This window comes from Microbacterium sp. NPDC055502, from assembly GCF_053643635.1.
Genome location: NZ_JBSHKJ010000002.1, coordinates 848,170 through 871,240 on the forward strand (window position 1 = coordinate 848,170; position 23,071 = coordinate 871,240).

A 23,071-nucleotide genomic window follows, 5' to 3' on the forward strand; every position below is an offset into this window, starting at 1 on the left:
ATCTGGACCCAGTCCACCGTGCAGACGCAACGGTCACCGTGGCAGACGCGATGGCGGATGTAGTCTGACTCATCCGACGACAAGGTCTGCGAGATGCCAACCTCAGCGCAGGGCGCGGGTCAGGCCTCGGCTCGCGTGTCCAAGAACCGCTTCAACGCCCCGAGAACGCCTGCGCTCATGGTTCGAGCCTGAGGGGCCCACTCCTCACGACGGGGCTCGTCGTAGTTCTTGTTCAGGTAGTGGAGGCTGTCAAGCTGGCCCACAAGCTCCTCGACCGTGGCGCCCACTCCGTAGGCCGCTGCTGCGGATTGCAGAGTTTCAGACAGCACGTGCAACCCCCGTAGCGGTCGAGGGTCCCCGTCAGTCGGCACTTTGTCGGGCACCCAGTCGAACATCTCACGCCATAGGTTTTCAATAGCCTCTCGGTCAGATGCCGGCTGGAACAGGGGCACTACGAGGTCGAGCATTCCACCGTGCTGGTCAGCCCTCAGGTCGAGTGCAGGAACCGCGACCGTGGGCATCGCGGGGCTGTGTACCGGCATTCCGGTGACGGTGGTGATGGATCCGCAGGTCACCGCGATGTTGCTGTCGATCTTGTCGACCACCTCCTTTTGGATTCGGGCGACCTCGACGACGTTGATGGGCCACCAGTGCCTCATCTCTTGCTTGCGGAAGTAGGCAATCGCATCCAATCTCGTGTCGCGGAGGACGAACTGCAGCATGACGAACGACGGGTACTCCTTCTCGTACGTCAGCGTGTCCTGATTGACGAGGACAGCGAGCGCTCTGCTGGTCGTGCCTTGCTTCTTCTCGAGCTCCTTGACGATGCGCGTCAACGCGCTGCCCTGGTCACGGAACTCCGCCCGGAGAAACTGCCCATGATTGAACTTCGCTCCCCCACCCGGTATTGCTCGCTGCCACCAGTCGATGACGGTGTCCAGCCACTCGTCACGCTCGGTTCCGGGCGCCGGAACATTCGGAGTGAGCTCCGGTAGGTTTACCCCGGATGCACCATCTTCGACGCGGCAGATCAATGGCGTCGGCAACTCACGCAAGCGGTCGAGCACGCCCGTGATCTGAGCATAGGTGGAGTTGATTTCCGCCCCGGAGATCAATCCATTGGCCGTGGTCTCCGAGAGCGGCGTCACGCGACGCGGCATCCGCGCGAGCGTTGTCGGTGCTCCCTCTTCGGCGGCCGGGACGGTGGTGATCTCATAGCCACTCAGGCGCGGGAGGGACGAAGCCACTCGAATGAGTTGGCCAACACCGTCGCCGGCATTGCGCGCGGTGCTGACGGACGGCGCGCTCAGAATGGTCATCTCGTGGTCATCGTGGGCTCGGTCAGTATCGATGCGTTCGCGGATGACCGCAGCATCGTGCTTGTGACCATGGAGCACGAGGTCGATGTGGTTCGACGCGAGCCAGTACCGGAGATGGCCAAGGTTGAGGATCCCCTCGAAGGCCTTGATCTCCTCTGCCGTGCCCACGGGCAGAACCTGGTGGTGCAGTCCCGCGATCCTGAGGGGACCGGACTCCCGTGCTGGTCCGACGGCATCATGAATGGCTTGCAACTCTTTCCCACTCATTCGCGCGATGTCGGCTCCTCCTCGCCGACGCCACGCTGCAAGTAGGGCTTTGATGGCCTCGTCTTTCGGCGCGCGCTTGTCGAGCACAGCGAGGTGCTCCTCGAGCCCGTCTTCGATGTTGAGCTGCGAGCCGGAGAAGAACGAAGAGTTGAGCCCGACGATGACGAAAGTCTCGTCGTGTGCGGTGAGTTTGGGAACGGGATGAACACCGATCTCCTCGTCGGACAGCCAGCCGACAAGGTAACCGTCGGCGCGGAGACCGCGCATACCGGCAAACCGGTCGTCGCCTGACGCGGTGCGGTCCACGTCATGGTTGCCGGGAACAATCATGATTCGGCTCTTCGCAGGGAGGCTGCTCTCGAGTCCGCTCAGCACTTCGTTGAGCTGCTCGTACCCGGCAAGCCGGCCGTGGTCGGCAATGTCTCCCGTGATGATGATGGAATCGATCTCGTCACCCGCCGCGCGCAAAGACTCGCCGAGGCCCCGCAAACTCGAGGTGAGAAGCTGCGCGCGATGCCCCGCCGTTTTCGCCGGGATAACACCCGCCTTGTGGTCTGCTGTGGGTTCTGGTGCGTCTTCACCCGTGAGATGCAGATCCGAAAGATGAAGCAGGATTGCCAATGTTGCCCCCAGTGCCGCCGATATCGTCCGGAGTCTACTGCCTCAAACACGTCGAATGCGGCGGGGCGAGCGGCCGTGTCCGGGTGTTTCGGTACGCTCAGCAACAATGGAGTACCGCAACGCACAATCTGCACTCCTCGCTCAAGCGGCGGAGATTCTGGCCCGAGGAGAGGCCATCGATGTTCGCGGTGCGCTGACACGGGAGTTGCGGCAGGTCTCCCTCACTCTGCGACGCCCGTTGGAGAGATGCATTGTCGTTCCCAGCCGGCACAACAACCCGTTCGCCGCGATCTACGAAACCTTATGGGTGATCGCCGGGCGCAATGACATCGCAGATCTCAGCGCATACCTTCCGCGAGCGCCAGACTTTTCCGATGACGGCCTGACATGGCGCGCCGGGTACGGACCACGTCTCCGTAGCTGGCGTGGCATAGACCAGCTTGGAGCCATCGTGCACGCGCTGACCGCCGAGCGCCAGAGTCGCCAGGCAGTCATCTCATTCTGGGATCCGGCGCTCGACAATGCGACGTCGAGGGACATCCCCTGCACGAACTGGTTGCAGTTCATGTGCCGGAATGGGGTCCTCGACCTCGCGGCCACCGTGCGCAGCAACGACCTGATGTGGGGCTTTTCGGGCATCAACACTTTCGAGTGGAGCGTGCTTCATGAGATGGTGGCGCACTGGCTGGGGGTCGAGGTCGGACGCGTCACTTACTTCATCGGCTCACTTCATCTATACAGTCGTCATTTCAAGCGTGCAGAGCGCATGCTCGGCGACACCCTCACTGCCGACCCGTACCCGTTGCCTGCCGCCGCCACCTTCGCGACACCGCTAGCTGAGCTCGACGAAGCCCTCCGTCACTGGTTCACCATGGAAGCTCGTGCGCGTACGACGGGACGCCTCACAGCCGAGGAGATCGCCACCGTCACCGATCCGCTGCTCAGGGATTTCCTGCGGATGGTCAACGAGTACTGGGCGCTGGGCCGTGGTGAGCAGACCTCATTCGACGACGTGCAGGACACCGGTCTACGCACTGCCGGCCTCGAATACGTGAACCGAGACGAGGCTCGTGACGGCGCAGCTCACGGACACGCCTACCTTTCCGACTTCATCGTCGAGTTGCACCGCGCAAAGACCGCCGCCTACGGAGACAGCTGGAAGCGACGCGGGGAGCTCCTCTCCATCGTGCCCAACATCGCCCGCAAGGTGGACCGCCTCGAGCGGTTAGACCTCGAGAACGGCGCACCCGTCGTCGCCTTCGACACAGCCGTCGATCTCTTCGTCTATGCCGTGAAGTACTTGACCTTCCTTGACGACGAGGATGCTGCCGCCGGGACCGCTTCCCGCAGCGACGGCCTCGACGGCTTCGAGGTTCGAGCTGCCGCCCTGTTCTCTGCCGAAGCCGATGGTGTCGATGTCGGCGACGCTCGTAGGATGAGCCTGGAGGCGTTCACCCAGGTGGAGCGCAGCAGCGACGCCCCCTTGGCGAGCCGCATAGAGGCAGCGGAGGCGCTCGCGACATCCGCCTGGGCGCTTGTCACAGCGCTCGCGGATCGCGGACCCTGGGTGGTCCGCGAAGCTGCCATGGAATTGGACAGGTCGAACGATTGGAAGGCGTGACATGACGAAACGGGCACCACAGCCCCGGGCCGAGGTCTTCGACATCTTCTGGCGTTTCACAGCAGAACGGCAACGCGTCTACGAGCAGCGTGTGGCCGGATCGCCCGGCCCCTGGACGGAAGACCGGATTCTGCGCGAGTACAAGTTCTGCAACGTGTTCCGCGCGGCCGACCGCGTATCCCAAGCCCTCATCAAAGAGGTCATCTACGTCGATGACACGACCGCGGCGGAAGACCTGGCGTTCCAGATCGTCCTGTTCCGCACCTTCAGCAATACTGCAACGTGGCGTTCCCTTGTTGCACACCTGGGCCGGAAGCCGATTGTCGACGACATCCGAGGTAACGACCTCGAAGAGGCACTGAATGCGGTGCGCGACGCGAACGGCCGCCTCTATACGGGCGCGTTCATCCTCTGTGCCACCGATGCCTACGGCCGACGCGTGAAGCACCTCAATCACGTCGAGCTCTTCCGGGACATGTTCGTCAACCAGAACCTGCAGCGCCGCATCCTTGAGGCGAAGTCGCTGCAAGGGGTGTACGAGGACCTGCATGAGTTCCCGCTCATGGGCGACTTCATGTCGTACCAAGTCGCCATCGATCTGAACTACTCGGAGTTGACGAGCTTCTCGGAGAACGACTTCACTCAGCCGGGCCCGGGGGCGTTGCGCGGCATCAAGAAGGTGTTCGAGAACACGGGCGACTACTCTCCCCGCGACATCATCCATTGGATGGTCGACCGGCAGACGGACGAGTTCGCCAACCGCGGTCTCACCTTCAACGGACTGTTCGGGCGTCCGCTCCAAGCCATCGACGTGCAGAATCTGTTCTGCGAGACGGACAAGTACTGCCGCGAGGCGCTCCCCGATCTGAAGAGTGCAAGGTCCAGGATCAAGGCGAAGTTCAGCCCGTCCAGCGAAGCGTTGGACGCGTTCTTCCCACCTAAGTGGGGAGTTTCTTCGCCCGCTCTGGCGGTCGCAGCACTCTAATTTCGTCGGAAGTGTTGACATCAATGTCTGAAAATCAGACACTGAGGTCATGACTACTTTCGACGACCGAGGGGTACCACTCTCAACTGACGCCGCGCGCGCGATGAGCTTCGAAGAAATTCGGGCGGCCATCGTCGAGGTTGCCGTGCGAGTCGAGCTTGTCGACCGGGACGACTTCCTCGACGACATCACCCAAGACGACGGATCGACGGAGATCCTGAGCGACCTCGGAGTCGACCTCTACAGCGAGTTCATCCAGCACCTGTATCCCAAGCATCGGCTGCGCGATGTTCCCGTCGACCGCTGGTCTTCCATCGAAGGTGTCGCACTGGTCGTCTTCGACATCTATCAGAACGGGGACGGCCATGCCGCTTCTGATTCCTGAACAGAACAGCGTCTCCGAGATGTGGCTGGAGACGCTTCGCATCGTGAATGCGGCGGGCGGACGTCAGGTGAACGTGTTGTCATCGACGCGGAATCCGACGCTGGAAGTCCCCGAGATCCGCGAGGTCGCCGACCGGTGGCTCGTGCGGGGCGCACGGCGGCACTCCGTCCAGCCCGTGAGCACCGTCGCCTCCACGATCTTCCCCGCGGGACGATACCGTAGCCCCGGCATCCAGTGGTCCGCCGACCTGCCCCAGGAAGACAAGGATCTTCTCGACGCGCGCGCTGACAACCTCTACGCCCGTCACATCAAGTCGATTCCCACACTCATCCAGTTCGACGGCAATCACCTGGGCACCTACTTCTCTCGTATGGTCTGTTGGCCGGGCAAGATCGCTGGCAACGTCAACCAGCTGCGCGACCGCGTCATGTCCCTGCGCGGGTACCACGACCGCCCCGTGAGTTCGACGAACGTCCACGACATCGTGGTGGCGGGAGAAGCGGACACCCCGGCGTACACCGAGGTGCGAGGGTTGCAGGTCCTGCAGCCGACGGATCATCGCTCGCGCGGGTTCCCGTGCCTCGTTCATGTCGACCTCACGGTCCACGACAACGAACTGCACATGCTCGCGGTCTACCGCCATCAGTACCTCGTGACGAAGGCATACGGCAACATTCTCGGCCTGGGTCGCCTGCAGCAGTTCCTCTGCGAGCAGACCGGATATTCCATGGGCGAGCTCGCCGTACAGGCGACGCTCGCAGACGCCGAGCACAAGCCGTGGTCCAAGACGAACGTGCAGCGCATCATCAAGGAAGCGTCTGAGGCGGTGTCCGCCGCATGAACCGCATCGGTTTAGACATCGTGCAACTCGCGCCGCTGAAAGGCCGAATCGCCCGCTCCCGCAATGACTATGTCGCGCGGTTCTGGACTGAAGGTGAACGCGAGTACTGCAACGGGAGCGTCGCACGGCTCGCGTCGAGGTGGGCCGCCAAAGAAGCATGCATGAAGGTTCTTCGTCGAGGTATCGGACAGATTGACCCGCTCGACATCGAGGTCTACAAGGTTGGCGACGTACCATTTCTACGACTGCACGATGCGGCGGTCGACGCCGCCTCAGATGAAGGCCTGTCGGAGTTCGCGGTATCCCTGACCCGCGAGCGCGAATGGGCAGCTGCAGTCGTGATTGCGAAAGAGAGCCAACCCGATGGCAACTAGCGACGAGCAGAAAGAACAGCAGCGTGCCATCGGAGCACGCCTGCGTAGTCTGAGAGACCGCCTGGGTATCACCCAGGAAGATGCCGCTCAGGCGGTGGCGGTGCCGCGCACAGCTATCACTGCCCTAGAAAAAGGCGAGCGCGCCGTGACAGCGACCGAACTCGCGACGTTCGCACAGTTGTATCGAAGTAGCGCGACCTGGATACTTGGCCAGGAAGACAACGCTCCCGCTGTCGGCGAGGCGCTGTTTCGTGCAACCAAAGACCTGTCGGCCGCGGACCAAGACCAGGTGTTGAGGTTCGCCGAGTTCCTGGCGCAGGCTGGCGCGCCGTCGATTCCGCCGCCCAGAAGGAAAAGTTGAGCCATGAGGGACTCACGTCGCCGCGAGATCAAAGTCGCCGCGAACCGATTGCTGGCGGAAGTCGGTTTCGGTTTCGACGGCCCGGTGGACGTGTTTCACATTGTTCGGCAGCTGGGGATCTGGCTCATCTTTCAGCCTCTCGAGAACGCCCTGGGCGCAACTCTTCGCGTCGGCGCTGGTGGCATCATCGTCACCACGCAGCGCAGCCCGAAGATCCAACGATTCACTGCGGCGCATGAGCTCGCCCACTGGTGTCTCCATCGAGGAGATCTGGAGTGGGACACCCCGGACGCTGTCCTCTCCTCCATCGGAGCGTCGGAGCGCGAGCGAGAAGCCCAGCTCTTCGCATCCCACCTCCTCATGCCGCGCCAACTGGTGAGGCGCGCGATCCACACCGTCGACGTTCAGGACCCCGCTCAGATGACCGGGGTGCAGTTGTACGGGGTGTCCCGCGAACTCCAGGTCAGCTATGAGGCCGCCGCTCGCCAACTTCAGAACCTCGGGATCCTGCGCGGCCCCCATGTGTCGTCTCTGCTGAAGTACAGGCCCCTGGCCTTGAAGACGCTACTCAACGACGGCGTCGCCCCGGGCAACGCACACGCGGATGTCTGGCAGGCGCCGGCTACCGGACGCGACTTCACCACGCTCCCCGACGATGAGATCATCATCCGCCTCCCTGAGAACGCCCTCGCCGGCTACCGATGGCGAGCCGAGCTCCCGTCAGATGTCGCCGAGGTTGTGAGGAACCAGCCCTCGGCCCCTGATCCGGCGGCAATCGAAGCGCCCCGCCTGGTTGGAGGTGTCGGCGAACGCACGGTTGTCGTCCGTACCAACGACCCGGGTGCGTGGCGGCTGGACCTGGAGCTCACTCGCTCATTCAGTGATGCCGACCCCATCGACAAGATCGCGTTCGAGGGATGGGTGGATCAGTTCCCGGCCATAGCAAACTCCGCTCAGGTCGTACAACAGCTCCGCCAGGCGGCTGTCAGCTGATGCGCGTGGACCGATGGATTCACGACCTACGGGGCGCATCGACGTACATCTGGGATCAGGGAACCCGGCCGACGTGCGTCGTCGTCGCAACGAGCACCGCGCATGAGCTGACGAGGCCCACGTCAGAGCCCTACGCCCCGGATGCACTGTGGTTGCACGCCCATCAGGCCGGTGCCGTGTCCGCTGCGGGAACAACGGTCGCGGCCGTCGGCGACGCCCTCTCGGACTGGGGCCAACCTCCGATGTCGCTATGGCCATACGAGCCGTCTTTCGTCTCGACTACGCCGCCTTCCGCCACCGGCGCCCCGCCCTGGGACAGAGCGACGATAACGCCGACTTCGGCCACGGTGACCGATGTCATGATCCTGCTGGCGTCCGGCGTCGCCGGGCTGGTCGTGATCCGCGTCTACGAGTCGTTCTATCTCGAGTCCGGGGGCCACGCGTTGGATGCCTTCGACCCGGCTGAACCCCTCTACGGGCGACACGCGCTCTGCGTCGTCGGGGCCGTCGACGCAGACGGTCAAGAATGGTTCGTCGTTCAGAATTCATGGGGAACGGCGTGGGGCGACAACGGCCGCGCGCTCGTCTCCGAGGCCTACCTGGCAGCGACGCTCGATGAGGTGGCGACCGTCGCGCCGCTGTCCACGTAAGCCCTCAGCGCCTCGAGGATGACGGAAGTGACCGTGCGTCCTTCCGCGGCGCATTTGTCGCGGGCACCGTCCCAGAGCGGGTCGGGTACCCGGACGGCCCTCAGTGGCGTCTTAGGCTGATTGGGCACGAGCCGCCTGAGCTCTCTCGCGGAACCGCCTGTGCAGCGCGGGGGTGTCCTCAAACCGCACCGAGACGGCACCATGCCGGATCGCCTTGAGTCGAACCGACTCCGTCACGTCGAAATGCTCCCGGTACGTGCCTGGTCGCTGGACCCACGACAGCTTGAGGCCGATAGCTGACGCGAACGCCCGCAGCTCGGCCGGGTCGTCTGCCATGAGGTGCGACCACCGCCTCGTCATGCCTTTGACGGTCGCCTCTCGCAGCATGTCATCGACATACACGGTCATCGCACCTCCAGGTGTATATACACCCAAACTACTAGGTTGTCCGGTACGGGTCAAGCCTCCGTCCGGGACTACTCCGCGGAGCGAGATGAGGACTCGGCTGCGGGCCGCTGAAGCACCCTGCGCGGCCCATCGATGCGAAGGCGTCCACGCCCCCCCCCCCCCCCCCCGCCAGCACCACTGCTTCGACAGCAAGCGGATCATTTTCGTCGCCGAGCTAGCGAGCTGCCGGTGTCATATCAAATGATTCGCTTCTGTCTCTAACAGCCACGAACGCTCTCGCTTCGCACACTCTCGGATCGCTGGGGGACGGGCGAGCCAGCATCCAGGCATTACGCCTGTCGCAGAAGCGCCGACTGGGGTTCGTCGGCGACGTGACGTACCGGAACGCGGTCATCGCGCATACTTAGCGCAGGAGGAGGCAGAGTATGCCCGGCGCCATCGCAGCGCAGGAAATCTCCGATGTTGCCCGCGGGTCGAGCTACTAAGGGCTCGGCTGAGGGGCCGACGCGCGGATCACGAATCGCATCGGCATGTACGTCAGCTTCGCGTCGATCATCGCCCACCGACTCATTGATCTCAGCTGATTCGCAGACGTAGCGCTCTCACCCACGCAGCTGTCGAATGACGTGTCGCATCGCTCTCGCCGGGACCGCGCATAGAGTACGTAAAACGTTTCTATGCGCGGTCTCACCTGCCCAGGTGAGCCACCGACAGTGCGGGCGGTGGCGGGCGATCCGTAAGCAAGAATCAGACGGGCTGTTGGCGTATCGAACACAGCTCGAGTTCTGCCCGCATAGGTGCCCGCATTACTGCCCTCGTTGCCGTCGCCGTCATCATCAGGTGAGGTCCCGCAGTCGCCCGAAAACCCAGTCAACAAGGGCAATGGAGGGGCAGGACGGGATTCTCCGGGATGCTTAAACCAAAGTCAGGGGGTCAGGGGTTCGAGTCCCTTCAGGTCCACCAGAGAATCCCGCGAGAGATCGCGGGATTTCTTCGTTTCCGGTGAGGTTGCACGGGGCTAGCGCCGCAGCGCGCGAGCGTCAACCGTCTCGCGAAGCCCCCCGCGTCGACGTAGACAGGTCGCATCCGCCGACGAAAGGATGCCCCATGTCCAACCCGACTCCCCCGATCCCGCCCGTCCCGCCGTTCGCCGAGGGTGACGCGGAAGACGTGCCCACGCGCGAGGTCGACGGCGAACGCGTGCTCGACGAGGACGCCGACGACGCACAGATCGACAGCGCCGAGGCCGACCGCGCCGCCACGACGGCGGACGTCGACGGCGACGACGCCTGACCGCCGGACGAGAGAAGGGCACCGCCTCGACCGAGGTGGTGCCCTTCTCTCCGCGCTGCGGCGCTCACGTCGCCAGCAGCGGGGGGCGGTGCGGGATCGCGATCGGGCGCGTGGCCCGGCTCGCCCCCTGCATCCGCTCGACCTCTTCGAGAACCTCGAACGCGGTGCCGTAGCGGATCGCGAGCGGAAGGTCGCGCAGCCACGTCACCTCGACCTCGGTGTCGGCGAGCTCGTAGACGCAGGCGACGACGTGGCGCGGGTCGTTCTGGGGATAGCGCAGGTCGTTGATCACCCACTCGGACGGTGTGATGCGGTGGAGCACGAAACGGGGATCGGGGATGTCGGACATCTGGGGGCCCTCCAGGACTCTCTTATAAGGAGGGTGCGCCCTGCGGGCACGGAAGGGTAGGCCCTTGACACCTGACCGGCGAAGTGCAGGACTAGGTGTCGAGCCCGCCCGCGGAGGCCACCTGCGCCCGCCACCACGGAGTCTCGATGAACCCGCGCTTCATGAACACGAGCTCCATCGCGGCGTTCCATCCGCGCACGCCCTTGAGGTGCGCGATCGTCCCGGTGAGGAAGTCGTGCAGGGTCTCGGTGCTCGGCAGGATGATCTCGCAGTACAGCGAGTTCTCTTCCAGCGCCGCCGCGAGGAACCGCACGGACACGTGCTGCGCGAGCGTCTGTGCCACCGAGGCGATGCGCGACGGCTCGACCCGCAGCATCAGCAGCGTCTCCGCGCTCATGCCCAGCGCCGACGCGGGCACCATCGTCACGGTCGTGAGGCAGCCGGCGCTGCGCATCCGCTCGTACCGGCGCCGCACGCTGCTCTCGTTCATGTCGAGCGCATCGGCGATCGACTGGAACGACGCCCGTCCGTTGTAGCGCAGTTCCGCGACGATCGCCCGGTCGGCGTCGTCGAAGTGCGTCGGGTCGCACGTGTTCGGTGCCGGCATGTACGACTTCGGGTCGCTGGCGGCCTCGGCGTGCGAGTCGTACAGCTGACGCCCCCAGTCGAAGCTCACCTTGTACGTGTGCACGACGAGGTCGCTGCGCCAGCGCTCCACGCCGGGGATGGCCTGCAGATCCGTGAGCACGTGCGCGTAGGTCGCCGAGTCCCCCGGGATGACGACCTCCGCGAACACGTCGAACTTGCCGGTCACCAGGGTCACGAACCGCACGTACGGGGAGCCGATCAGCGCCTGCGCGACGCTCAGCTGCGACCCGGGGGTGCAGTTGATGCGCACGAAGAACGTCTCCACGTGCCCCTCGCTGCCCAGGGTCGGCACGATGCCCACGCTCACCACACCCTCGGCGAGCAGCTGCTGCCCGCGCCGGGTGACCGTCGAGACGGACGCGCCGGCGAACTCGGCGATCGACGTCCAGCTCGCGCGTCCGTCCTGCTGAAGTGCGACGACGATCCTCCGGTCGAGATCGCTCACTTCTCTCGTCAGTGGAACGCTCGTCATCGGGTCGGCGGGTACACCCGGTGCAGGAACGTGCGCACCGCTTCCGTCCACGCCTCTGCCTCCTCGATCTGCGGGGAGTGCCCCGACTTCTCGAACACCACCATCTCGGAGTCCGGGATGAGATCGGCGATCGTCTGGCTACACGATACTGGCGTGATCCAGTCGGTCCGGCCCACGGTGATGAGTGTCGGGACTGCGATCTCGGGCAGCCGCGGCTTCAGGTCGTAGTCCGGCAGGTTCACGGAGAAGGCGTAGTTGTGCGCCCGGTAGCGGTAGGGCGTCGCCTGCACCTTCCGCTCGACCGCCTCGGGGTCGTAGACGAAGTCGTACAGGGGCAGGATCTCCCGCCAGCAGTCCTTGAGGTCCTCGTCGTCGCGCACCTGCCCGAGGTCGATGCGGTCGAACTTCTCCATGTCGATGTCGACCCGGTCGGAGGCGAGGGCGTTCTCGCGCGCCAGGTGCGCGTTGGAGTTGTCCGGGGAGGTGTCGCGCAGCACGAGCGCGGCCACGCGGTCGGGGTAGCGCAGCGCGTACTCCATGGTCATGAAGCCGCCGTAGGAGCCGCCGGCCATGACGATCTTCTCCGCGCCGATCCACTCGCGCAGACCGTCGATGTCGGCCGCCCACTGCTCGTGGCTGTAGGTGCCGTTCCCCTCGCTCTGGCCGCTGCCCCTGGCGTCGAACACGACCACCCGGTACTCGTCGGCGAGCCGGCCGAAGCTCGCGCGCGGCTCGGCACGCGACCCCAGCCCCGGGGCTCCGTGGTGGGTGATGATGACGGGCGCGCCCTCGGGGCCGAGCACCTCGACGGCCAGGTGGTTGCCGTTGATCTCGACCCACTGGTGGTCGCTCGTGGCGGCGGCGAACTCCGGGGAGACGTCGGGGGTGGATGTCATGTCGTCCTCTTTCTTCAACAGGCGTTCAGAGCGCGATGGTGCACTCGTCGAGGCTGCGCGGATAGGTGGTCAGGGGTTCGGCGCCGTCGGCGGTCACGAGCATGCTGTCGCTGATGCGGTACCCGGCGTGACCCGGCACGTAGATGCCCGGCTCGTTGGAGACGACCATGCCCGCCTCCAGGAGCGTGGCGTCGCCGTCCTCCAGCCACGGCGCCTCGTGCATGCCCAGACCGATGCCGTGCCCCTGGCGGTGCCGGATGAACTCGCCCAGCCCGGCGTCACGGATCACGTCGAGGCACAGCCGGTTCGCCTCGCGGCACTCCAGGCCCGCGCGGATGGTCTCGCGGCCCACGCGCTGGGCGTCGCGGATCGTGTCGTGGTAGCGGCGCTGCTCGGCCGTAGGCTCCCCGAGCACGAACGTGCGCTCGCCCTCGATGAAGCGGCCGCCCACGGCGCAGCCGAGCGAGAGCATGAAGGTGTCCCCCGCCCGGAGCCGGTTGACCGACGGCAGCCCGTGCGGGAACGCGGAGTTCGCGCCGGAGTACACCAGACCGCCCGCGAGCAGCGAGGCCACGACCACGTTGCGGTGCTCGGCATACATGACACGGGTGCCGGCGGAGGTCACGTGCCGCTCCAGCTCGGCCTCGGTGGGCAGCTCTCCGCCCGCCGCGACGGCCTCGCGCACCAGTGCGACCCCGGCCTCCAGCATCAGGTCGGTGATGCGGGCGGCTTCGCGGTGCAGCACCACCTCCTCCGGGAACTTCACGTATCGGGTGCGGGTGAGCAGGTCGGACGGCACGAGCTCGGCGTGCGGCATCGCGGCGCGGGCGGCGGCCAGGCGCTGATACGGCATCGTGGTCGCGAAACCGACCCTGCCGCGCGGCGACACCGCGTCGGCCAGCACCTGGAACGGCGGGACGACCCCCGGGAACTCGAAGAACGCGACCAGCTCGGCGCGCGCGGACTGCGACTGCGCGTACTCGCGTTCCAGCTCGGGCAGCAGCATCACGACACGCCCTCCCGCCTCGACCCAGATCGCGACCGGCCGCTCGGACGGGTGGTGGAAGAAGCCGGTGAGGTACGCGATGTCCTCGGGGTGATCGGTCAGGAAGGCGTCGAAGCCCTCCTCCCCCATCCGCTCGCGGACACGCTGCTGCACGGTGTCGAAGAACTCCGGCGCGAGGCGCTGATCGAAGACGGTCATGCGGTGCTCCTAGCGGGACAGGTGGCGCGGGTTGCGCGCGTCGTTGTAGGCGATGGACAGGAGGGTGGCCGACAGCACCAGGATCAGGATCGCGATGGAGGGGAACAGCGTCAGCCACCACGCGCTCACCATGGCGCCCGCCTGCTGTGCCTCGTACAGGATGCGGCCCCACGACCACGTGGTCGGGTCGCCCAGTCCGAGGAACGCCAGCCCCGCGGCCGACAGCACCGCCCGCGACGCGGTCACCACGACCGAGACCACGACCACCGGGGTCACCGCGGGCAGCACGTGCCGCGTGATGATCCACAGCGGAGAGGTCGTCATCAACCGGGACGCGTCGACGTACGGCAGCCCGACGACCGTGAGCGCCTGGGAGCGGACGAGTCGGGTGACCTCGGGCCACGAGAACGCCGCGACCACGAAGATGATCGTCGAGGTGCTCGGCCCCACGAGCGCCGCGATCAGGATCATCAGCGGCAGCACGGGCAGCGACAGGGTCATGTCGACGATCACGCTGATGATGCTGTCGAGCTTGCGGAAGTAGGCCCCGATCACCGCGATGATCGTGCCGAAGACGATCGCGATCACCGAGGCGGCCACGGCGACCAGCACGCTCTGCTGCGTGCCCCAGATGACCTCGGAGAACACGTCGCGGCCGAGCGCGTCGGTGCCGAACCAGTGGTCCCCGCTCGGCGGGCGCAGCACGTCGGGCCCGTAGCTCGCCGGGTACGGGGCGATCAGGGGCGCCGCGAGGGCGACGATCACGAGCAGGATCAGCAGGCCGAGCGAGATCATGCCGAGCGGGTCGCGGCGGAAGGCGCGCCAGGTGTGCGCGCTGGCCCGCTCGCTGCCGGCCGCGGTCGGTTCGCTGGGGACGAGGTTCTCGGTGGAGGGCAGCGGAGCGGTCATGCGGTCTTCACTCTCGGGTCCAGGTAGCCGTAGATGATGTCGGTGACCGTGTTGGCCACGACCACGGTGATGGCGAGCATGAGGAATGCGCCCTGCAGCACCGGGAAGTCGAGCTGCGTGACGGCCTCGTAGATGCCGCGGCCGATGCCCGGGTAGGCGAACACGGTCTCGGTGAGCACCGCCCCGCCGACGAGGAACCCGAGCTGGAGCCCGATCAGCGTCGTGGTCGGCAGCAGCGCGTTGCGCAGCGCGTGCTTCCACAGGATGCGGCGGCCGCGGAGGCCGTTCGCCTTCGCGAGCAGGATGTAGTCCTCGCCGAGCGTCTCGATGAGGGTGGAGCGCATGGTCAGCACGTAGGAGCCGACCTGGATGAGCATGAGCGACACCGCCGGGAGCACGAGGTGCTGCGCGACGCTGAGGTACCACTCGAAGCCGTAGGTGTTGTTGGTGTAGGCGCCGCCGATGGGGAACCAGCCAAGGTTGAGCCCGAACACGAACAGCAGCAGGATCGCGACGCTCGGCACGAACAGCGACTGCCCGGTCACGCCGAGCACCTGCACGGCCCTGTCGATGAAGCGACCCCGGTGTGAGGCGGCCGCGACGCCGAGCGGCACCCCGATCAGGATCGTGAGGACGAGCGCGGTGATGGTCAGCAGCAGCGTCCACGGCAGCCGCTGCAGCAGCACGTCGGTCACCGGTATGGACTGCGTGAAGGAGATGCCGAGGTTGCCCTGCAGCAGCTGCCACATGTACAGGCCGTACTGCACGATCAGCGGCTGATCGAGGCCGTACTGCTCGAGGATGGTCGCCCGGATGTCCTCCGTCATGTTCGGACTCGCCAGCGCAAGGGCCGGATCGCCGGGCAGCAGACGCAGGAGCAGGAACGTCACGGTCACGGCGAACCAGATCGTGAGCAGACCTCGACCTGCGCGACGGAGAATGAACGATGCTCGGGACACCCGGGCGACCTTCCTCGAGAGTGGGGGTTTTCTTACTCGACCGGGTGCGCGCTCGCGAGCGAGAGCGGGTTCACGATCGACAGCAGTTCGCTCGGCTTGGAGAGGAAGCCGGACCATTCGTCGCTCGCGGCGAAGAACAGGTTCTGCGTGTACATGATGTTGTCGTAGACCTGCTCGTGCACGATCTTGTTCGCCTTGCGCATGATCTCGATCTTGTCGTCCTCGTCGAACGTGACCATGCCCTCCTCGATCAGTGCGTTCAGCTCGGGGTCGTCGACGTGGGTGTAGTTGATCGCGCCGCCGGGCAGGTACGACAGGGCGAAGTTCGTCACCGGGTCGTCCATGATGGCGAAGTTGCCGGCGTAGATGTCGTAGTCGCCCTCGTTGGTCATGGAGAGGTAGGTGTTGCGCTCCGTGCCCTGCAGCTCGATCGTGATGCCGGCCTCGGCCGCGCTGTCCTTCACCATCTGCGCCCACTGGCTGGTCACGCTGTCCTGCAGCGAGTAAATCAGGCGGAACGAGACGGGGAACATGCCGTCGGCGTTCGCCGTGTACCCGGCGTCTTCCATGAGCTCGCGCGACTTCTCCGGGTCGAACTCGTACTCGGTGACGGAGTCGTCGTAGTACTTCGCGAGCACCGGCATCAGGGCGCTGGAACCCGTGGAGACGGCCTGCCCCTGCAGGACGACCGTGCGGATGGCCTCGTAGTCCACCGCGTGGGCGAGCGCCTGACGAACCCGGGTCTTCGCGAGGTCGGGCTTCTCCATGTTGTAGACGAGGTGCGCGTAGCCGAGACCGGCGGCCTCGATCACCTGCAGTCCGTCGGTGCCCTTCAGCTGCTCGACCTGCGCGGGCGGGAGGGCATTGGCGATCACGTCGATCTCGCCGCTCTGCAGCGCCAGGATCTCGGTGTTCACGTCGGGGTACACGCGGTACACGACCTCGGCGGGTCCGGGGACGCCGCCGTCGACCAGCGGGTAGTCCTCCACGCGCTCGAGCGTGTAGTGCTGGCCGACCTGGAAGTCGGTCATGATGAACGGGCCCATGCCCACCCAGCCGCCGTCGCTGCCGTCGTTCGCGAACTCCGCGATCGATCCCTTCGGCTCGAACACGTGCTGCGGCACGACGACACCCCAGAAGCCGATCTCGTCGATGATCGACGAGTCGGGCTGCGTGAGCGTCAACTCGACCCGGGTGTCGCTCACCGCGGTCGCGGTGTCGAGGTTGCCCAGCTGCCCGTAGAACGTGCCGGGCGCCTGGTCGCGCTTGACCGCGTTCAGCGTCCACGCGACGTCCTCCGCCGTGAGCGGCTCGCCGTCGCTCCAGGTTAGGTCGTCGCGGATCTCGTAGAACCCGGTGGTGTCGTCGACGTAGCCCCACTCGGTGGCGACGTGCGCCTCCTTGGTCCCGTCGTCGCTGATGCTCAGCAGGTGCGGGTACATCAGGTTGGTGACCCACGAGTCCGTGCGGCTGTTGCCGAGCACGGGGTTGAAGTTCACGACGTCGGTCGTCGTACCGATGCTGAGCGTCTCATCGCTCGGCCCGGTCGCGGCGGACGACTCCCCCGGCTCGGGTGCCGTGGGGGCGCACGCGGCGAGGCCGACGGCGAGGACCGCGGCCGCACCGAGTGCGAGGAACGTGTTGTGCTTCATCAGACCCAGACCTCCTCGAGGACGCGCATGGTGTTGCCGCCGACGACCGCGCGGATCTCGTCGTCGGAGTAGTCGTGCTTCACGAGCCAGCCGATGATGTTGTAGAAGGCCTCGGCGGGGTTCTCGATGCCGTCGACGTACGGCTGCTTCTCGTAGTCGACGTTGGCGTGCGCCTGACCCAGCGACAGGTTCGAGGAGAACGCGTCGTGCAGGCCCACGTGGTCGCCGAACAGCGTGTCGGGTCCGAAGCTCACGTGCTCCAGGCCGACCAGGTCGACGCAGTACTGGAAGTGGTCCATGACCGACTCCAGCGAGTGCTTCGGGTGCTGGGGCGAGATGGTGGTGTGCGGTGCGGCCTCGATGCCGATGACCCCGCCGCGCTTGGCGCACTCGATGATCGTCTCGTCCGTCTTCATGCGGTTCGTCGGCCACAGTCCGCGGGCGCCCGCGTGGGTGATGAAGACCGGCTTGGTGGAGTGGGCGATCACGTCGAGGCACGTCTGGTCACCCGAGTGCGAGATGTCGATCGCGATGCCGAGCTTGTTCATCCGCTCCACGGCGCGCTCGCCGAAGTAGGTGAGTCCGCCGTCGCCGCGCTCCTTGAGGCCGCCGCCGAGCATGTTCGCCTCGGAGTAGGCGATGCCCATCTGGCGGACGCCGAAGCCGTACAGCACATCGAGCCGGTCGACCTCGTTCTCGATCATGGTCGCCGCCTCGAGCGCGAAGATGTGCGCGACGCGGCCGGTCTCCGCGGCGTACCGGATGTCCTTGATCGACTCGGCCTTGATCACGAAGTCCTGGTGCGCGAGGTCGGCCATGCGCACGCCGAGGTCGAACAGCACGTCCTGGTACTTCCATCCGGCGTCGCTGGAGATGCAGCAGGTGCCGTCCATGCCGTTGTCGAACACCGCGGTCAGACCGGAGCGGGCGAGGCCCTGGTAGCCGGTGGGTTCGCGGCCCTGGCGGATGTGGTCGCGCAGCTCCCCCATGTCTTCGGGGAAGACCTGCACGTGCTCGTGCAGCGAGATCACGGTCTCTTCGCGGAGGAGGCGCTCGGTGCGCTCCTTCTGCGCGTCGCTGAGGCCGAGGTCGTACGCCGGCACACGGCCGATCTGCTTGGCGTAGCGGAACTCGCGGTAGTCCTTGCCGGCTTCCAGGTAGTCGTACGCGGTGTAGCCGGTGTAGCGGTCTGCTTGTTCGAGCACGGATGCGCTCCTTCGGGTCGATACGGGGGTGGCCTCCCGTTCGTCGAGCGGGAGATTTCCTCGAATCTCGACGATTCCGGCGCGAAAGTCAACTGTTGTGATGATTTTCGGCCGAGATGTTTCCTGTTCGAAACAATTCAGCGCCAGGATGCTGGCATGATGTCATCCATGGAGAACACATCCGTCCCCGAGAACACCGTCGTCCTCGACGTCCGCGGCCTCACCGTGACCCTCGACGGCTCGCGCGGACCCCAGCGCGTGGTCGACGGCATCGACCTCACCGTGCACCGCGGCGAGGTGTTCGCGCTGCTCGGCGAGTCCGGCTCCGGCAAGTCGATGACGGCGCGCGCGATCATGGGCCTCATCGACAACGGCACCGTGGAGGCCGCGACCCTCTCCCTCGGCGACACCGACCTGCTCACCGTCACGCCGGAGCAGCATCGGCGCCTGCGCGGCGTCCGAGTGAGCCTCGTGATGCAGGACGCTCTCTCCGCACTCAACCCCGTGCTCAGCATCGGCGACCAGATCATCGACCTGATCCGCGCGCACACGCCCGTCGGTCGTCGCGAAGCCGAGGCGCGCGCCGTCGAACTGCTCACCCTGGTCGGCATCCCCAGCCCGGAGAAGCGTGTCCGCGACTACCCGCACCAGTTCTCCGGCGGACAGCGGCAGCGCATCCTGATCGCGATGGCCATCGCGCTCGACCCCGACCTGATCATCGCCGACGAGCCGACCACCGCCCTCGACGTCACGGTGCAGGCGCAGATCCTCGACCTGCTGCTGTCGCTGCGCGACCGCCTCGGCATGGGCGTCCTCCTGATCACCCACGACCTCGGCGTCGTGATGGAGGTCGCCGACCGGGTCGCCGTGATGCGCACCGGGCGCATCGTGGAGTCCGGTCCGGCGGACGACGTGCTCACTGCACCCCGGCATCCGTACACGCTGCAGCTGCTCGACTCGATGCCGCAGGACGTGAGCGCCGCGGCGGACGACGACGGCTCCGCGCCGATCCTGGAGGGACGAGGACTCGAGCGCACGTTCCGCTCCGGGAGCGGACGACGCGCACACCGCGTCACGGCCGTCGGCGGCGTCGACCTCTCCCTGCGCAGCGGCGAGATCCTCGCGATCGTCGGCGAGTCCGGCAGCGGCAAGTCCACCCTGGCGCGCATGCTCGTCGGCCTCGACTCCCCCGACGCCGGCACACTGCGCTACCGGGACCAGGACGTGACGCGGGGTCGGCTGCGCGACCGCAAGGTGCTGCGCCGCGGCGTGCAGATGGTGTTCCAAGACCCGTACATGTCGCTGAACCCGCGCATGACCGTGCAGCAGATCATCGCCGAGCCGCTCGCCGCCACCCGCACCGGCACCCCGGCGTCACGCCGCGAGCGGGTCTCCGAGCTGCTCGAGCTCGTCGGCCTCGACCCGGACATGGCCTCGCGCTTCCCGCACCAGTTCTCCGGCGGACAGCGACAGCGGATCGGCATCGCCCGCGCCCTCGCGCTCGACCCCGATGTCCTGGTGTGCGACGAGCCGGTGTCGGCGCTCGACGTCTCCATCCGCGCGCAGATCATCGACCTGCTGTGCGAGCTGCGCGAGCGTCTGGGCATGTCGATCGTGTTCATCGCGCACGACCTGTCCCTCGTGCGGCACATCGCCGACCGCGTCGCCGTGATGTACCTCGGCGACATGGTCGAGGTCGGCGACACGGAGGAGGTCTACCGGCACCCCTCGCACCCGTACACGCAGGCGCTGCTGTCGGCCATCCCGCCGCAGACGCGCGCCGAGCGGGGCATGCTCCAGCGACGCACGCGGCTGTCGGCCTGAGCGCCGCGGCTCAGCCGGCGGGACGGACGGTCAGGTCGGTGAGGTGGGCGTCACGCGGAAGGTCGAGCGCCGTGAGGATCGTGGTCGCCACCGCGTCCGGGGTGATGAAGCGCGACGCGTCGTACTCCGCCCCTTCCTGTCGGTGCACCCGCTCCTGCATCGGCGTGGCCGTGCGGCCGGGGTAGATCGAGGTCACGCGCACGCCGTGCCCCGCCTCCTCCGCACGCAGCGCGTCGGCGAGGGCCCGCAGGCCGTGCTTCGATGCCGCATAGGCGGACCACTCCGGGTTCGCCCGGAGCCCGGCCCCGGAGTTGACGAACACCACGTGCCCGCGCGACACCCGCAGCACCGGCAGCAGCAGGCGCGTCAGCTCCGCGGGCGCGACCAGGTTGACGGCGAGCTGCTGCTCCCACAGGGCGGGTGTGAGCTCGCCCACGGCACCGAGGTCCACGACACCGGCGGCGTGCACGAGACCGTCGAGACGGTCGGGCAGGCTCTGCTTCGACAGCGCCCACGAGAGCCGCCCCGGCTGCGCGAGGTCGCCCACGATCGCCGTGGCACCGGGGAGCTCGTCGGAGATCTGCCGCGCCCTCCCCGCGTCGCGCGCCAGCACGACCACGTGGTCGCCGCGCTCGAGGAGGCGACGGGCGAGGACGGCGCCGATACCAGAACCGGCGCCGGTCACCAGATGGGTGGCCACCTCAGCCCGCGTCTGCAGCGGTCTCGACGGCGTCGAGCGGGATCACGGGGCAGTCCTTCCACAGGCGCTCGAGCCCGTAGTAGACGCGCTCCTCCTGGTGGAAGACGTGCACGATCAGGTCGCCGAAGTCGAGCAGCACCCACCGCGCCTCCGCGCGGCCCTCGCGGCGCACGCGCTTGTGGCCGGACTCGACCAGGCGGTCCTCGATCTCGTCGGCGATCGCGGCGACGTTGCGCTCGCTGTTGCCCGTGACGACCAGGAAGATGTCGACGAGCGGAAGAGGCTCGGAGACGTTGAGCGCCACCAGGTCTTCCCCGCCCTTCGCAACGGCGGCTTCGGCGGCGATGCGCAGCATCTCTTCGGCGGTTTCAGGTGATTGCATCAGAACACATTCGTGGTGAAGGCGACGACCAGTGCCACACCCAGCGCGAGAGCGAGGCCACCGGCGACGATCGCCAGGATCAGCATCAGCCGATTGCCCTTCTCGGGCGCGGGCGGACGGATGACCTCGCCGGCGGGCTTGATGGTGCTGACAGCCGAGCTGGCAGCGATGGGGGTGGGCGAGGACGCCGGAGGCAGCTCCCCGTCGATGAGGACGGCGTCGACATCCTTGCCGTCGGCGGTGCCGTGTGCGTGGCCCTGCGAGCCGATGCCCTTCGGCAGCTCGTAGGAACCCGTGATGAGGATCTCCCCCGTCGACGCGACGGGCCCGGACAGCGACCCCTCCCCGGGCGACGGCGTGAAGATCAGCGCGTTGGGCGAGCGGTGCGAGCCGCCCGAGTCGTTGGACGTGAGCAGCTCGTCGAAGGACGGCCGGAACGACGCGGGCTTCGCCGGCTCCTCGGCGGCCAGCACGCCCTCGCCGAACGCGGGGCTCACGGTGGGACGCTCGCCGTCGGCGACCTCGCCGCGGTCGTCGTCCTGATCAGCGAGCAGGTCGTCACGCTCGTCCGTCGACCCGGTCTCGACCTCGTCGGCCTCCGCGGTGCCGGGGACGCCGAGCAACTCGGCCACGTCGACCGGTTCCGGTTCCGCCGGCTCGGCGAGCGGCACGCTCCCGGCGGACTCGACGGCGTCGGCGGCGCTCACCGGCTCGATCGACACCTCGTCGTCGACGTCGTCGTCGTCGACCTCGTCATCCGCCGGGGCCGATGGCGAGGAGAAGTCGGGGATGCCCGAGACGATCGACGAGTCGTCGTCCGACTCATCTGCGCGGGGGGCGGTGTCGCGGTCGCCCTCGGTCGCCTCGGCTCCCACGACCGGCACGGATGCGGTCTTGATCTTCTCCTGCTCACGCGCCTGGCGACGGGTGAGCGGTGCGGCACCGAGGTCGACCGCGGAGTCGGCCACCGGGGCCGGCGCCACCGGGGCGGGCTCGGCCGCGCGGGGAAGCGGGGCCGCCGGCGGAGTCGCGTTCGCCGCCTCCGCAGCGGCCTCGGCCTGCTCCTCCGTGATGACCGGGGTGGATCCAGTCAACCGGATCTCCCGCAGCTGCTTCCGCGTGAGCGGACCTCGCTGATCCGATGTGCTCATTCCTTGCTCCGATACAGATGGTGCTTCGCGATGTACTGGACGACGCCGTCGGGGACGAGGTACCAGACCGGTTGATCGTCGCGGACTCGCTCTCGGCAGTCCGTCGACGAGATCGACAGCGCCGGCACCTCCAGCTGGCTGACGTCGTCGCTCGGGAGGCCGTCGATGCTCAGAACGTGTCCTGGGCGGGAGACCGCGACGAAGTGGGCCAGTTCCCACAGTTCATCATGGTCTCTCCAACTGAGAATTTGCGCCACGGCGTCGGCGCCGCTGATGAAGAACAGCTCCGCGTCGGGCCGCTGAGCCTTGAGATCGCGGAGCGTGTCGATCGTGTAGGTGGGGCCGGCGCGATCGATGTCGACCCGGCTCACCGTGAACCGGGGGTTCGACGCGGTCGCGATGACGGTCATGAGATAGCGGTGCTCACTGGGCGTGACCTCCGCCTTCTGCCACGGCCGTCCGGTGGGAACGAAGACCACCTCGTCGAGATCGAAGGAGTGCGCGACCTCGCTGGCGGCGACCAGGTGGCCGTGATGGATCGGGTCGAAGGTGCCGCCCATCACGCCGATGCGCGGTGCGCGCGTGGTCGCAGTGCTCATGAA

At 66.7% G+C, this 23,071-nt stretch carries 24 protein-coding genes; 10 read left to right on the forward strand and 14 right to left on the reverse strand.

All coding sequences use genetic code 11. The annotated features are described in order from the left end of the window. Nucleotides 1–119: 119 nt before the first annotated feature. Entirely contained in the window at nt 120–2,207 is a 2,088-nt protein-coding gene (locus ACWH95_RS15135; RefSeq protein ID WP_454120913.1) for a metallophosphoesterase, read from the reverse strand. 106 nt (nt 2,208–2,313) lie between these two features. On the opposite strand from ACWH95_RS15135, the gene ACWH95_RS15140 reads away from it, so the two are divergent. The 8 genes from ACWH95_RS15140 (at nt 2,314) to ACWH95_RS15175 (ending at nt 8,417) form a co-directional block, all read left to right on the forward strand. Beyond that, nucleotides 2,314–3,828, forward strand: a complete 1,515-nt coding sequence (locus ACWH95_RS15140) for a thymidylate synthase (protein ID WP_454120914.1) — start codon at nt 2,314–2,316, stop codon at nt 3,826–3,828. 1 nt (nt 3,829) lies between these two features. After that, on the forward strand, nt 3,830–4,813 hold the full coding sequence (locus ACWH95_RS15145) for a nucleotide kinase domain-containing protein (protein ID WP_454120915.1): 984 nt from the start codon (nt 3,830–3,832) through the stop codon (nt 4,811–4,813). 49 nt (nt 4,814–4,862) lie between these two features. Next, complete coding sequence (locus ACWH95_RS15150; protein WP_454120916.1) at nt 4,863–5,198, forward strand: hypothetical protein; 336 nt, start codon at nt 4,863–4,865, stop codon at nt 5,196–5,198. Then, nucleotides 5,179–6,039 (forward strand): hypothetical protein, encoded by an 861-nt coding sequence (locus ACWH95_RS15155; protein ID WP_454120917.1) that lies wholly within the window; start codon nt 5,179–5,181, stop codon nt 6,037–6,039. Before ACWH95_RS15150 ends, ACWH95_RS15155 begins: the two co-directional genes overlap by 20 nt. Then, nucleotides 6,036–6,413, forward strand: coding sequence for a holo-ACP synthase (locus ACWH95_RS15160; protein WP_454120918.1), 378 nt, complete (start codon nt 6,036–6,038; stop codon nt 6,411–6,413). The genes ACWH95_RS15155 and ACWH95_RS15160 overlap by 4 nt, the downstream gene beginning before the upstream one ends. Next, nucleotides 6,403–6,774 (forward strand): helix-turn-helix domain-containing protein, encoded by a 372-nt coding sequence (locus ACWH95_RS15165; RefSeq protein WP_454120919.1) that lies wholly within the window; start codon nt 6,403–6,405, stop codon nt 6,772–6,774. Before ACWH95_RS15160 ends, ACWH95_RS15165 begins: the two co-directional genes overlap by 11 nt. A 3-nt stretch (nt 6,775–6,777) precedes the next feature. Further along, the gene (locus tag ACWH95_RS15170; protein WP_454120920.1) at nt 6,778–7,767 is read left to right on the forward strand and encodes an ImmA/IrrE family metallo-endopeptidase; all 990 of its coding nucleotides are present in this window, start codon (nt 6,778–6,780) and stop codon (nt 7,765–7,767) included. A gap of 347 nt (nt 7,768–8,114) precedes the next feature. Next, a complete protein-coding gene (locus ACWH95_RS15175) occupies nt 8,115–8,417 on the forward strand; it encodes a C1 family peptidase (RefSeq protein ID WP_454120921.1) in 303 nt (100 codons plus the stop codon). Between the two features lie 111 nt (nt 8,418–8,528). Here ACWH95_RS15175 and ACWH95_RS15180 read toward each other — a convergent pair whose 3' ends face one another. Further along, nucleotides 8,529–9,026: a DUF4031 domain-containing protein gene (locus ACWH95_RS15180; protein ID WP_454120922.1), complete on the reverse strand. Its 498-nt coding sequence runs from the start codon at nt 9,024–9,026 to the stop codon at nt 8,529–8,531. Between the two features lie 906 nt (nt 9,027–9,932). Between ACWH95_RS15180 and ACWH95_RS15185 the strand changes: the two genes are divergently transcribed. Beyond that, nucleotides 9,933–10,118: a hypothetical protein gene (locus ACWH95_RS15185; RefSeq protein ID WP_136030696.1), complete on the forward strand. Its 186-nt coding sequence runs from the start codon at nt 9,933–9,935 to the stop codon at nt 10,116–10,118. 64 nt (nt 10,119–10,182) lie between these two features. On the opposite strand, the gene ACWH95_RS15190 is transcribed toward ACWH95_RS15185, so the two are convergent. The 8 genes from ACWH95_RS15190 to ACWH95_RS15225 form a co-directional block, all read right to left on the reverse strand. Then, the gene (locus tag ACWH95_RS15190) at nt 10,183–10,467 is read right to left on the reverse strand and encodes a hypothetical protein (RefSeq protein ID WP_136030694.1); all 285 of its coding nucleotides are present in this window, start codon (nt 10,465–10,467) and stop codon (nt 10,183–10,185) included. 91 nt (nt 10,468–10,558) lie between these two features. Further along, nucleotides 10,559–11,560: an Lrp/AsnC family transcriptional regulator gene (locus ACWH95_RS15195; protein WP_240744543.1), complete on the reverse strand. Its 1,002-nt coding sequence runs from the start codon at nt 11,558–11,560 to the stop codon at nt 10,559–10,561. Nucleotides 11,561–11,583: 23 nt separating this feature from the next. Continuing rightward, on the reverse strand, nt 11,584–12,483 hold the full coding sequence (locus tag ACWH95_RS15200) for an alpha/beta fold hydrolase (RefSeq protein ID WP_452312451.1): 900 nt from the start codon (nt 12,481–12,483) through the stop codon (nt 11,584–11,586). 25 nt (nt 12,484–12,508) lie between these two features. Further along, entirely contained in the window at nt 12,509–13,687 is a 1,179-nt protein-coding gene (locus ACWH95_RS15205; protein WP_206251110.1) for a M24 family metallopeptidase, read from the reverse strand. Nucleotides 13,688–13,696: 9 nt separating this feature from the next. Further along, complete coding sequence (locus tag ACWH95_RS15210) at nt 13,697–14,596, reverse strand: ABC transporter permease (RefSeq protein ID WP_136030686.1); 900 nt, start codon at nt 14,594–14,596, stop codon at nt 13,697–13,699. Further along, a complete protein-coding gene (locus ACWH95_RS15215) occupies nt 14,593–15,555 on the reverse strand; it encodes an ABC transporter permease (RefSeq protein WP_136035917.1) in 963 nt (320 codons plus the stop codon). The genes ACWH95_RS15210 and ACWH95_RS15215 overlap by 4 nt, the downstream gene beginning before the upstream one ends. A gap of 32 nt (nt 15,556–15,587) precedes the next feature. Continuing rightward, the gene (locus ACWH95_RS15220; protein ID WP_454120923.1) at nt 15,588–17,207 is read right to left on the reverse strand and encodes an ABC transporter substrate-binding protein; all 1,620 of its coding nucleotides are present in this window, start codon (nt 17,205–17,207) and stop codon (nt 15,588–15,590) included. Further along, the gene (locus ACWH95_RS15225; RefSeq protein WP_136030679.1) at nt 17,207–18,412 is read right to left on the reverse strand and encodes a dipeptidase; all 1,206 of its coding nucleotides are present in this window, start codon (nt 18,410–18,412) and stop codon (nt 17,207–17,209) included. Before ACWH95_RS15225 ends, ACWH95_RS15220 begins: the two co-directional genes overlap by 1 nt. Nucleotides 18,413–18,568: 156 nt before the next feature. Between ACWH95_RS15225 and ACWH95_RS15230 the strand changes: the two genes are divergently transcribed. Continuing rightward, nucleotides 18,569–20,236: a dipeptide ABC transporter ATP-binding protein gene (locus ACWH95_RS15230; protein ID WP_454120924.1), complete on the forward strand. Its 1,668-nt coding sequence runs from the start codon at nt 18,569–18,571 to the stop codon at nt 20,234–20,236. Between the two features lie 10 nt (nt 20,237–20,246). On the opposite strand, the gene ACWH95_RS15235 is transcribed toward ACWH95_RS15230, so the two are convergent. From ACWH95_RS15235 to nadD, 4 genes are read right to left on the reverse strand one after another with little or no spacing between them, the layout of a single operon-like run. After that, nucleotides 20,247–20,936, reverse strand: a complete 690-nt coding sequence (locus ACWH95_RS15235) for an SDR family oxidoreductase (RefSeq protein ID WP_206251107.1) — start codon at nt 20,934–20,936, stop codon at nt 20,247–20,249. A 1-nt stretch (nt 20,937) separates the two neighbouring features. Beyond that, nucleotides 20,938–21,318 carry a ribosome silencing factor gene (gene rsfS / locus ACWH95_RS15240; protein ID WP_241115000.1) on the reverse strand — a complete coding sequence of 127 codons (381 nt, stop codon included), beginning with the start codon at nt 21,316–21,318 and terminating at the stop codon, nt 20,938–20,940. After that, nucleotides 21,318–22,469: a hypothetical protein gene (locus ACWH95_RS15245; protein ID WP_454120925.1), complete on the reverse strand. Its 1,152-nt coding sequence runs from the start codon at nt 22,467–22,469 to the stop codon at nt 21,318–21,320. Before ACWH95_RS15245 ends, rsfS begins: the two co-directional genes overlap by 1 nt. Next, entirely contained in the window at nt 22,466–23,068 is a 603-nt protein-coding gene (gene nadD / locus ACWH95_RS15250) for a nicotinate-nucleotide adenylyltransferase (RefSeq protein ID WP_136035386.1), read from the reverse strand. Before nadD ends, ACWH95_RS15245 begins: the two co-directional genes overlap by 4 nt. Nucleotides 23,069–23,071 lie beyond the last annotated feature (3 nt).